This is a genomic window from Nocardioides sp., from assembly GCF_964229035.1.
Lineage (GTDB): Bacteria > Actinomycetota > Actinomycetes > Propionibacteriales > Nocardioidaceae > Nocardioides.
The window spans coordinates 1-10,714 of record NZ_CAXRAZ010000059.1; the positions used below are offsets into that span (position 1 = coordinate 1).

Consider the following 10,714-nt stretch of genomic DNA (forward strand, 5'->3'; position numbering starts at 1 on the left):
GAGACCGCGCGCTGCGCGGTCTCGCCCCTCCCGCCGCATGTGCGGCACACTTTCCGATCGAGCGGGTGCGCCCGCGCCGAGCGACCTGCACCGATCCGTGAATCCACGGAGCCGACCGAACCGATGAGGGGAACGCCGTGACAGCGCCCACCGCCGAGACCGAGAGCGAGCGCCAGGCCTCCTGGGCCACCGTGCGCAGCGGCTACGGCGACCGACTCTTCGCCGGCACCGCCCTGGGCGCCGGCCTGGTGATCCTGGCGGCCCTCGCCGGGGTCTTCATCTTCCTGGCCATCAAGGGCGCCCCGGGCTTCGCGAAGCCGGCGGAGGCCTACGGCCCGCACGCCGAGAGCTTCCTGGGCTACGTCTTCCCGCTGCTCGTCGGCACCTTCACCGCCTCGATCATCGCGCTGATCATCGCGGTGCCGCTCTCCTTCGGCATCGCGCTGGTGATCAGCCACTACGCGCCGCGCTGGTTCTCCACGCCGGTGGCCTACGTGATCGACCTGCTCGCGGCGGTGCCCTCGGTGGTCTATGGCCTGTGGGGTGCCTACTTCCTGGCACCGAAGCTGGTGCCGATGCACGAGTGGCTGAGCGAGAACGTCGGCCCCATCCCGGTGATCGGCAACCTCTTCGGGGAGCCCAACACGGCAGGCCGCTCGATGCTCACCGCCGGCATCGTGCTCGCGATCATGGTGCTGCCGATCATCACGGCCATCACCCGCGAGGTGTTCTCCCGTACGCCGCGGCTCAACGAGGAGGCGGCGCTGGCCCTCGGCGCCACCCGCTGGGAGATGGTGCGGATGACCGTCTTCCCGTACGCCAAGTCCGGCATGGTCTCGGCCGTCATGCTCGGCCTCGGCCGCGCCCTCGGCGAGACCATGGCCGTGACGATGGTGCTCTCGGTCGGCTTCGACCTGTCGTGGAACATCATCGCCCAGTCGAGCCCGACCTCGATCGCGGCGAACATCGCACTGAAGTACAAGGAGCGCACGCCCGACACGCTCAACATCCTCATCGCGACGGGTCTCGTGCTCTTCCTCATCACCTTCCTGGTCAACTTCGCGGCCCGCTGGATCATCGGCCGCAGCGAGAGGCGGATGGCCCGATGACCGTTCTCGACAAGCAGCCCGAGGCGCAGCGCGTCGTCCTGCCCCTCGTCGTGCCGCGCCTCCCGCGGCTCGCGCCCGCGGTGGTCGGTGGAACGGCGGTCGCCTTCGGAGCCCTCCTCATGGTCCTCGGCATGGGTGTCGTCGGGGCGGTGCTGCTCGCCGCCCTCGTCTACCTGCTTGCGCTGCCGCTGTGGTCGCTGGCCGTCGAAGGGCGCCGTGGCGCCACCGACCGGCTGATGACCGGCCTCATCTGGACGACCTTCCTGATCGCGGTCGTCCCGCTGGTCTCCCTGCTGTGGCGCGTGATCGACCGGGGGCTCAGCCGGATCGACAGCACCTTCCTCACCTACTCCTTCTTCAAGACCCAGATCGAGCAGCCCGTGGGCATCTACCACGCGATCATGGGCACGTTGATCATCACTGCGGGAGCAGTGATCATCTCGGTCCCGGTCGGTGTGATGGCCGCTATCTACCTGGTGGAGTACGGCAACAAGAACCCGCTCGCCAAGGCGATCACGTTCCTCGTCGACGTGATGACGGGAATCCCCTCGATCGTGGCCGGCCTGTTCGCCTTCGCGGTGTTCACCCTGATCTTCGGCCCGGCCTACGTGTCCGGGATCGGTGGGTCCGTGGCGCTCTCGCTGCTGATGATCCCGATCGTGGTGCGCGCCACCGAGGAGATGCTGATGCTGGTGCCGAGCGACCTGCGCGAGGCCGCCTACGCGCTCGGCACGCCGAAGTGGAAGACCATCGTCCGCATCGTGCTGCCCACGGCGCTCGGCGGCATCCTCACCGGCATCACGCTCGCCACGGCTCGCGTGATCGGCGAGACCGCGCCGCTCCTGCTCATCGCGGGCTTCACCGACCGCACCAACCTCAACCCCTTCGACGGCGCCACGACCACGCTCCCGGTGCTCATCTACACCCAGAACGTCCGCGGCGACGGTCCTGCGGAGGCCAACGCGTGGGGCGCCGCCCTCGTCCTCATCGTCATCGTGATGGTGCTCAACCTCGTGGCACGCATCGTCGGCAAGATCTTCGCCCCCAAGAAGGGCTGAGAGGGAACCTCATGAGCAAGAGCATCGACATCTCGGACGTCAACATCTACTACGGCGACTTCCTCGCGGTCGAGGGGGTCAACATGACGATCCGCGCCAACGCGGTGACCGCGTTCATCGGTCCCTCGGGCTGCGGCAAGTCGACCTTCCTGCGCTCGCTCAACCGCATGCACGAGGTCATCCCCGGTGCGCGCGTCGAGGGCAAGATCGTCGTCGACGGCCAGGACCTCTACGACCCCAACGTCGACCCGGTGGCCGTGCGCCGCCAGATCGGCATGGTCTTCCAGCGCCCCAACCCGTTCCCGACGATGTCGATCTTCGACAACGTCATCGCTGGCCTCAAGCTCAACGCCGGCAAGCGGCTGTCGAAGGCCGAGGCCGAGGAGACCGTCGAGCGGTCGCTGCGCGGCGCCAACCTCTGGAACGAGGTCAAGGACCGCCTCAACAAGCCCGGCATGGGCCTCTCGGGTGGCCAGCAGCAGCGCCTGTGCATCGCGCGCGCGATCGCCGTCCAGCCCCAGGTGCTGCTCATGGACGAGCCGTGCTCGGCGCTCGACCCGATCTCGACCTCGGCCATCGAGGACCTCATCCACGAGCTGAAGCACGACTTCACGATCGTGATCGTCACGCACAACATGCAGCAGGCCGCGCGCGTGTCGGACGACACCGGCTTCTTCAACCTCAAGGCCACGGGCGAGCCCGGCCACCTCGTCGAGTTCAACCCCACGAAGAAGATGTTCGCCAACCCCGACGACCCGGCCACCGAGGCCTACATCTCGGGCCGCTTCGGCTGATCGGCTCCCAGGTCACCCATCATGTCGGTGCGCGAGCGCCGGGAGGACTCCCGGCGCCCCCCTGAGCGCGCCGGTCTCCAGCGCTGGGTGGAGACCGCGGGCGCCCACCTGCTCGTCGTCGACCCCCACGAGGACGACGCCGGGCTGATCCCTGCGATGGCTGCCCGCGGCGTCCACGTCACGTGGGTGGCCTCGATGCTCGACGGCCTCGTGGCCTTCGGGCGCACGGCCCCGCACGCGGTGCTCGTCTCGCCCCTGGCGCCGGGCATGCCGGCGGAGGAGTTCGTCGCCGCCGTGCGTCGCGACGGCACCCCGTGCGCCGTGGCCCTCGTCGAGGACGCCGACCTCGACGACGTCGGGCCGGCGGTGCTCGCCGGGGCGTCGGCCCTGCTCGGTCGCCCCTATCGCGCCGAACAGGTCTGGGACGTGCTGACCCACGGCCCGCGCCCGGTGACCGACACCGCCCGGCTCGCGGTGGGCCCGATCGAGCTGGACCCGGCCGCCTTCACCGTGCGGGTGGAGGGGGCGCGGATCGGCGACCTGCCGCTCAAGGAGTTCGAGCTGCTGCGCGCGCTGATGCTGCAGGCGCCCGGCCTGGTCACCGACGACGAGCTGGTCGACGCGCTCTGGGGGGAGTCGGCGCGTCGTCCGGGCTCGAACACGATCGCGATGCACGTGACGCGGTTGCGGGCGCGCCTCGAGGGCGCGGCCGACGTCCGCCGGGTGCGGGGTCGCGGCTACACGCTCAGCGTCGGCTGAGTCCGTCGGGTCTGGGGACTCAGCGTCTCAGAGCAGCACGAGGTGGAGCGCCTCGTAGGTGGCCCACGCGGCCAGCCCGGCCATCGGGAACGTGAGCACCCACGCGGTGACGATCGTGCGGGCCATGCCCCAGCGCACCGCCGAGAGTCGCTTCGTGGCGCCAGCGCCCATCACCGCCGAGGTGATGGTGTGGGTGGTGGAGATGGGGGCGGAGAAGGCGAAGGCCGTGGTGTAGAGCACGCTCGCGCCCACCGACTCGGCGGCGAAGCCGCGCGGCGGGTCGAGGTCGATGATCTTGCGCCCGAGCGTGCGCATGATCCGCCACCCGCCGGCGTAGGTGCCGGCCGAGATCGCCGTGGCTGCGGCCAGCACGACCCACAGCGGCAGCGTGTCGATGCTGTAGCTGGCCGGATAGGCGATGACGAGCGCGAGCAGAATCACGCCCATCGTCTTCTGGGCGTCCTGGAGGCCGTGGCCCAGCGCGAGCGCGGCGGCCGAGATGGTCTGCAGCCCCCGGAAGGTGCGGTTGATGCGGTGCGGGTTGCCGCGGCGCAGCAGCCACATCAGCGCGGTCATCACGACGAAGGCGCCGACGAAGCCGACGAGCGGCGAGGCGACCATCGGGATGAGCACCTTCTCGACGATGGTGTCCCACTTGACCGACACCCCGCCGGCCAGCGCGGCGCCCACCAGGCCGCCGATCAGCGCGTGCGAGCTCGACGACGGCAGTCCGAAGTACCAGGTGATGAGGTTCCAGGCGATGGCGCCCAGCAGCCCCGACATCACGATGACCAGGCCGTGGTTCACCCCGACCAGCAGTTGTTGCTGCTCGTTCTCGATCGTGATGACCTCGGCCACCGTCTTGGCCACCTTCTGGCCGAGCAGCGCGCCGATGAAGTTCATGACCGCCGCGAGCACCAGCGCGATGCGCGGGGTCAGCGCGCGGGTGGACACGGAGGTGGCGATCGCGTTGGCGGCGTCGTGGAAGCCGTTGGTGTAGTCGAAGGCCAGGGCGACGACGACCACGGCGATGACGATCGCCAAGGTGAGATCCACGGGTCAGCTTTCCTTGACCGCGATCTGCTCCACGACGTTGGCGACCTTCTCGAAGGCGTCGATCGCCGCCTCGAGGGACTCCACGACGTCCTTGAGCTTGAGCACCTCGATGGTGGCGTAGTCGCCGGAGAAGAGGGAGGCGAGGATGCGGCGGTGGTTGCGGTCGCCCTGGTTCTCGAGCCGGTTGATCTCGATCCAGTAGTCGTCGAGCGAGCTCATCGACTGCAGCCGCGGCATGGCTGCGGCAGTGAGCTCGGCGCATCGCTGCAGCACGTCGACCTGCTCGGACAGCTCCGCCGGCAGCGCCTCGACCTCGTAGAGCAGGATGAGGTCGACCGCCTCCTCCATGAGGTCCATGACGTCGTCCAGGCTCGAGCCGAGGGCGTAGATGTCCTCGCGGTCGAAGGGCGTGACGAAGGTGCTGTTGACCTTCTTGACGATCGCGTGGGTGGTCTCGTCGGCGGCGTGCTCGGCCGCGCGCATGCGTGCGGCGACGGCCTCGCGGTCGGCGGAGTCGGCCAGCATCTCCGCCAGGATCTCCGCGCCGCCGACCAGGTGGGTGGCCGAGGCGGTGAAGAGGTCGTAGAAGGAGGTGTCGACCGGGCGCAGACGCAGTCGCAGACGCACATGAACTCCTGGTGAGGCCGAGCAGAACGCGGCCATGCTAGGTGACGCCTGCGGGGTGGACGCAATGGCCGCCGCGGGAGCGCCGGTTCAGCTGCTCTGGCTGCTCGAGCGACGCTTGCGCTGCCGCTCGATGAGGGTCTCCTGGAGGTGCACCTCGCCGCCGTTGCGGGTCCAGTGGCCGTCGGGGCCCAGCTCCCACGCCTCGGTGGCGGGGTCGAAGGCGAGGTCGAGGAGGGCGCGCACCTCGTCGCGGCTGGCCTCGGGCAGGCGCACGAGCACCTCGACGCGACGGTCGAGGTTGCGGTGCATCATGTCGGCCGAGCCGATCCACGCGACCGGCTGACCGCCGCCCTCGAAGGTGACGATGCGGCTGTGCTCGAGGAAGCGGCCGAGGATCGAGCGCACCTCGATGTTCTCGCTCAGGCCCGGGACGCCGGGGCGCAGGGCGCAGATGCCGCGCACCAGCAGCTGCACGGGCACCCCCTCGCAGGAGGCGAGGTAGAGGGCGTCGATGATCTGCTCGTCCACCACCGAGTTGGCCTTGAGCCGGATGCCGGCGGGGCGCCCTGCCCTGTGGTGGGCGATCTCGGCGTGGACCTGCTCGACGAGGCCGCTGCGCACGAAGTCCGGGGCAACGAGCAGGTGCTCGTAGGTGGCCTTGCGCGACCAGCCCGAGAGGTTGTTGAACAGGTGCGCGACGTCCTCGCCGATGGTCTCGTCGGTGGTGAGCAGGCCGAGGTCCTCGTACATCCGCGAGGTCTTCGGGTTGTAGTTGCCCGTGCCGATGTGGGTGTAGCGGCGGATGCCGTCGGGCTCGTCGCGCACCACCATCGCCAGCTTGCAGTGCGTCTTGAGACCCACCAGGCCGTAGACGACGTGGCAGCCGGCCTGCTCGAGCTTGCGGGCCCAGCGGATGTTGGCCTGCTCGTCGAAGCGCGCCTTGATCTCGACGAGCACCAGCACCTGCTTGCCCGCCTCGGCGGCGTCGATGAGGGCGTCGATGATGGGGGAGTCGCCGGAGGTGCGGTAGAGGGTCTGCTTGATCGCCAGCACGTGCGGGTCGGCCGCAGCCTGCTCGATGAAGCGCTGCACCGAGGTGGCGAACGAGTCGTAGGGGTGGTGCAGCAGCACGTCGCGACGGCGCAGCGCCTTGAAGACGTCGACCGGTGCCGCCGACTCCACCTCGGCCAGGCGGGGGTGGGTGATGGGCACGAACGAGGCGAACTTGAGGTCCTCGCGCGGGAGGTCGGCGATCGAGTGCAGACCCCGCAGGTCGAGGGGGCCGGGCAGGCGCACGACCTCGGCGGGGTCGATGTCGAGCTCGGAGACCAGCAGGTCGAGCACCGACTCCGAGATCGACGCCTCGACCTCGAGGCGCACGGGCGGGCCGAACTTGCGGCGCAGCAGTTCCTTCTCGAGCGCGGCGAGCAGGTTCTCGGCGTCGTCCTCCTCGACCTCGAGGTCCTCGTTGCGGGTGACGCGGAAGGTGTGGACCTCCAGCACCTCCATGCCGGGGAAGAGCCGGCCGAGGTGGGCGCCGATGACGTCCTCCAGCGGCACGAAGCGGTCGTTGCCGAGCCCCACGAACCGGTCGAAGTTCGAGGGCACCTTCACGCGGGCGAAGTGCTCCTTGCCCGTCTTCGGGTTGCGGATCAGCACCGCCAGGTTGAGAGAGAGGCCCGAGATGTAGGGGAAGGGGTGGGCGGGGTCGACGGCGAGGGGCGTGAGCACGGGGAAGACGCGGTCCTTGAAGAGCCGCTTGCAGTGCTTCTGCTCGTCGCGGTCGAGGTCGCTCCACCGCACCAGCTCGATGCCCTCCTCGATGAGCGCGGGCACGATCTGGGTGGCGAAGACCTCGGCGTGGCGGTGGCTGAGCTCGCCGGCGCGCTCCCAGATCGCCTCGATCATGTCGCGCGGCAGCATGCCGCTCGCGGCCTTCACCGCCAGGCCGGTGGCGATGCGGCGCTTGAGACCGGCCACGCGCACCATGAAGAACTCGTCGAGGTTGCTGGTGAAGATGGCGAGGAAGCGGGCGCGCTCGAGCAGCGGCAGCGTGTCGTCCTCGGCGAGCTCGAGCACGCGCTCGTTGAAGCGCAGCCACGAGAGCTCACGGTCGACGAAGCGGTTCTCGACGTCCTCGATGGCCGCGACGATGGCGGGGTCGGGCACGTACGCGGGGGCCGCGTCGCCATCGGGGCCGGTGGACGACGCGGGCTCGCCGGCGCTCGGCAGGCCGACGAGGCCGGGGCGCGTCGCGGGGGCGGGGGTGTGCTCGGTCGACATGGCCGGGAGTCTGTCAGGAACGGGTGAACGCGGGGTGACCACACCCTGGGCCGACCGGGTACGTGCGAGTACCGTTACGGCCGTGAACCTGCAGACCCGCATCGAGTCCCTGGCCCTCTCGACCGTCATGGGGCTGCCCGAGTCGGTGCAGCGCCGCCTCAGTGGACGGCCGCTGCGCCGCGACGGCCAGACGCTGGCGGCCGACCTGCAGGTGATGCTGCTGCTGCAGAAGCTCGCGCGCAAGGGCGACCTCGGTGGCAGCAGCGTCGCGGCCGGCCGCGCGGGGATGCTGGCCAACGCCCGCCTCGCCGGTGGTTCGCAGCCGATCGGTCGCGTGCGCGACCTGCGGGTGGCCGACCTGCCCGCGCGGCTCTACACGCCGACGGGTGCGGCGTCCGGGCCGGCACCGCTGCTGATCTTCTTCCACGGCGGCGGCTTCCTCTACGGCGACCTCGACTCCCACGACGCTCCGTGCCGCGTGATCGCCGAGCGCTCCGGCGTGGCGGTGCTCTCCGTCGAGTACGGCCTCGGGCCGGAGGCTCCCTTCCCGCAGGGCTTCGACGACGCCGTCGCGGCGCTGCGGTGGGTGCACGAGAACGCCGGCGAGGTCGACGCCGACCCGACCCGGCTCGGCGTCAGCGGCGACTCGGCCGGCGGCAACATCGCCGCGTGGGTCGCGATCGCCGCCGCCCGCGAGGGTCTCCCGCTCGCCGCCCAGGTGCTGCTCTACCCCTGCACCGACCCCGACCGGCAGACCGAGAGCCTGCGCCTGTTCGGCGAGGGGCTCTACCTGACGGCCGAGGCGATGAAGATGTTCAACGACGCCTACCTGCTCACCCCCGAGGACGAGGCCGACGAGCGCGTCAACCTCCTCGACGTCGAGCTGCCCGACGGGCTGGCCCCGGCCTACGTGGCCACGGCCGGCTTCGACCCGCTGCGCGACGAGGGCGAGGCCTACGCCGCACGCCTCGCGGACGCCGACGTGCCCACCGAGGTGCGCCGCTTCGAGGACCAGATCCACGGCTTCGTCAACATCGTGGGCGTGGGGCGGTCGAGTCGGGCCGGCGTCGAGGAGATCGCGGGCGTCGTCCGCCGCATGCTGCGCGGCTGACCGCCGGCGCGCACGCTCGCTCCGGCGCGCATCGCCACGTGGGGCGCACCATTCCTGCCACGTGGGCGCACCAGGGGTGCCACTCGGCGGGTCAGAGGTCGGGGCGGTGCTCGCGGACCTGGCGGGTGAACTCGTCGGCGTCGACCATGGTGGCGTCGATGATCACCGACTCGGCGTGGCGACGGGGGAAGTGGACGGCCCAGCCCGGCTCACCGGGGCGACCCACCATCCGGACCTCGGTGGTGGGCTTGCGCAGGTCGAAGCGGTGCGTGTCGTCGCCGCGGGTCACGTAGACCATGCCGCGCACCACGCTGACCTCCACCGGCACCACGCGGGTGCGCGAGGCGCCCCAGGCGAGGGCCGCGGTGAGGCCCAGCACGAGGACGCCGAAGGGCGTGGCGATGCGGCCGTTGATCAACGTGAGGACCGCGACCATGCCGGAGACCACCGCGACGGCGCCGAGCACGAGCGACAGCACGCGCTGGTCGGTGCCGTCGCCCAGCGGTCCGGGCTCCGGCGGCCCGTCGAACAGCGAGAGTGATGATGCGGGTGCCGCGAGCGCGCGGGTGAGCCGGGCCACCTCGGCCTCGGCCGCGGCGCAGCGGCGCGCCAGCTCGTCACGTTCGGTGCGCAGCCGCTCGAGCTCGTAGGCGGCGGTGCCGGCGCTCAGATCTCCGGTCGCCACTGCCGCAGCGCTTCCAGGAACTTCTGGGGATCGACCATCTTCGCGTCGATCGAGACCGGCGACATGCTGCGCCGCAGGATCAGGATGCGCCAGTTGCGCTGCCCGGGGGCCCCCGTCTGCTCGATCTTCGTGTTCGGGCTCGTGAGGTCGAAGCGCGAGCTGGTGTCGCCCGCATTGACCTTGAGCACACCCTCGGTGTCGATCTCGACGAGGCTCGCGCTGTTGCTGGAGCGCAGCGCGAAGATCAGCAGGACGCCGGCGATCACCGTCAGGGTGACCGACAGTCCGATGTCGTCGCGCAGCGTGCCCTCGAGACCCATGCGGCCGACGACGAACGCGCAGCCCAGCGCGATGAGGATCGCGATGGGAGCCAGCGAGGCGTTGCCGCGCTTGGCGAGGAACGATCCGGTGCGGACCTCCGGCCGGGCCGCGGCCACCGCAGCCGCGGCGGCGGCTCCGGCGTCCACGCGGGCGGCGGGTGCCTGCTCGACGGGCTCGGGCTGGGCGACAGGCTCGGGCTCCGGCTCGACGACGGGCTCGGGCTCGATGACGGGCTCGGGCTCGGCGACGGGCACAGGCTCGGGCTCGGGCTCGGCGACAGGCTCGGGCTCGACGACGGGGTCGACGGCGATCGGCGCGTCGGGCTCCTCGTCGTACGACGGCTCGGTCGGCTCGAGCTCGTCGTCGACCTCGCTCGAGTGCTCGGTGGGCGCGGGCTCGTCGACCGCCGCGGGTGCCTCGACGGGTACCTCGACGGGGGCCGAGCTGTCGCGATCGGCCGGCTCGTCGGGGAAGTCCTCGCCGGCGGACGCCAGCAGGTCCGCGGCTGACGGGGCGCCGGAGCGCCACTGCGCGAGGAGGCTCAGCGGTGCGGCCGGGTCGAGATCGGCGGGCTCGTCGACAGTGCCGAGGGGCACGTCGTCCTCGGCCATCGCGAGGCGGGCCCGGATCTGCGCCATCTGCGCGGCCAGTCCGGACGTCGCCTCGGCAGGGGCCGGCGAGGAGTCCTCGGTCTCGGCGTCGGCGTCGGCGTTGGCGTCCGTCTCGGCGTCGGTCGTGCTCTCGACGTCGTCGGCCTCGTCGGCCTCGTCGGTCTCCGCGGCGTCGGTCTCCGCGGCGTCGGTCTCTGCGACGTCGGTCTCGGCGACGTCGGTCTCGGCGACGTCGGTGTCAGCGACGTCGGGGTCGGCGACGTCGGTCTCGGCGACGTCGGTCTCGGCGACGGCGTGCTC

10 protein-coding genes are annotated in these 10,714 nt (G+C 71.0%); 5 read left to right on the forward strand and 5 right to left on the reverse strand.

What is annotated here, in order from left to right; genetic code table 11:
* Nucleotides 1–137 precede the first annotated feature (137 nt).
* The 4 genes from pstC to ACERUN_RS17775 are packed head-to-tail and all read left to right on the forward strand — an operon-like array spanning nt 138 to nt 3,720.
* Nucleotides 138–1,109, forward strand: coding sequence for a phosphate ABC transporter permease subunit PstC (gene pstC / locus ACERUN_RS17760; protein WP_370291416.1), 972 nt, complete (start codon nt 138–140; stop codon nt 1,107–1,109).
* The gene (gene pstA / locus ACERUN_RS17765) at nt 1,106–2,167 is read left to right on the forward strand and encodes a phosphate ABC transporter permease PstA (protein WP_370291418.1); all 1,062 of its coding nucleotides are present in this window, start codon (nt 1,106–1,108) and stop codon (nt 2,165–2,167) included. The genes pstC and pstA overlap by 4 nt, the downstream gene beginning before the upstream one ends.
* 11 nt (nt 2,168–2,178) lie before the next feature.
* Nucleotides 2,179–2,961, forward strand: a complete 783-nt coding sequence (gene pstB / locus ACERUN_RS17770) for a phosphate ABC transporter ATP-binding protein PstB (RefSeq protein ID WP_370291419.1) — start codon at nt 2,179–2,181, stop codon at nt 2,959–2,961.
* Nucleotides 2,962–2,982: 21 nt separating this feature from the next.
* Nucleotides 2,983–3,720, forward strand: a complete 738-nt coding sequence (locus ACERUN_RS17775) for a response regulator transcription factor (protein WP_370291420.1) — start codon at nt 2,983–2,985, stop codon at nt 3,718–3,720.
* A gap of 27 nt (nt 3,721–3,747) precedes the next feature.
* Here the strand turns inward: ACERUN_RS17775 and ACERUN_RS17780 are convergent, their stop codons facing one another.
* The 3 genes from ACERUN_RS17780 to ACERUN_RS17790 all read right to left on the reverse strand — a co-directional run bounded on the left by ACERUN_RS17780 (nt 3,748) and on the right by ACERUN_RS17790 (nt 7,686).
* Nucleotides 3,748–4,776: an anion permease gene (locus ACERUN_RS17780; protein ID WP_370291421.1), complete on the reverse strand. Its 1,029-nt coding sequence runs from the start codon at nt 4,774–4,776 to the stop codon at nt 3,748–3,750.
* Nucleotides 4,777–4,779: 3 nt separating this feature from the next.
* Nucleotides 4,780–5,397 carry a DUF47 domain-containing protein gene (locus tag ACERUN_RS17785; RefSeq protein WP_370291427.1) on the reverse strand — a complete coding sequence of 206 codons (618 nt, stop codon included), beginning with the start codon at nt 5,395–5,397 and terminating at the stop codon, nt 4,780–4,782.
* A 93-nt stretch (nt 5,398–5,490) separates the two neighbouring features.
* The gene (locus ACERUN_RS17790; RefSeq protein ID WP_370291422.1) at nt 5,491–7,686 is read right to left on the reverse strand and encodes an RNA degradosome polyphosphate kinase; all 2,196 of its coding nucleotides are present in this window, start codon (nt 7,684–7,686) and stop codon (nt 5,491–5,493) included.
* Nucleotides 7,687–7,768: 82 nt separating this feature from the next.
* Here ACERUN_RS17790 and ACERUN_RS17795 point away from each other — a divergent pair, with 82 nt between their 5' ends.
* Entirely contained in the window at nt 7,769–8,797 is a 1,029-nt protein-coding gene (locus ACERUN_RS17795; RefSeq protein ID WP_370291423.1) for an alpha/beta hydrolase fold domain-containing protein, read from the forward strand.
* Between the two features lie 91 nt (nt 8,798–8,888).
* Here ACERUN_RS17795 and ACERUN_RS17800 read toward each other — a convergent pair whose 3' ends face one another.
* Together ACERUN_RS17800 and ACERUN_RS17805 are read right to left on the reverse strand one after the other, a co-directional pair.
* Nucleotides 8,889–9,482: a hypothetical protein gene (locus ACERUN_RS17800; RefSeq protein WP_370291424.1), complete on the reverse strand. Its 594-nt coding sequence runs from the start codon at nt 9,480–9,482 to the stop codon at nt 8,889–8,891.
* The coding region (locus ACERUN_RS17805) for a hypothetical protein (protein ID WP_370291425.1) at nt 9,464–10,714 on the reverse strand (1,251 nt) is incomplete at its 5' end. The genes ACERUN_RS17800 and ACERUN_RS17805, both read right to left, overlap by 19 nt.

Bases quoted from the DNA above. Each gene is read 5' to 3' on its own strand.
- pstA (WP_370291418.1), top strand. From the start codon at position 1,106: ATGACCGTTCTCGACAAGCAGCCCGAGGCGCAGCGCGTCGTCCTGCCC.
- pstB (WP_370291419.1), top strand. From the start codon at position 2,179: ATGAGCAAGAGCATCGACATCTCGGACGTCAACATCTACTACGGCGAC.
- ACERUN_RS17775 (WP_370291420.1), top strand. From the start codon at position 2,983: ATGTCGGTGCGCGAGCGCCGGGAGGACTCCCGGCGCCCCCCTGAGCGC.
- ACERUN_RS17790 (WP_370291422.1), bottom strand. From the start codon at position 7,686: ATGTCGACCGAGCACACCCCCGCCCCCGCGACGCGCCCCGGCCTCGTC.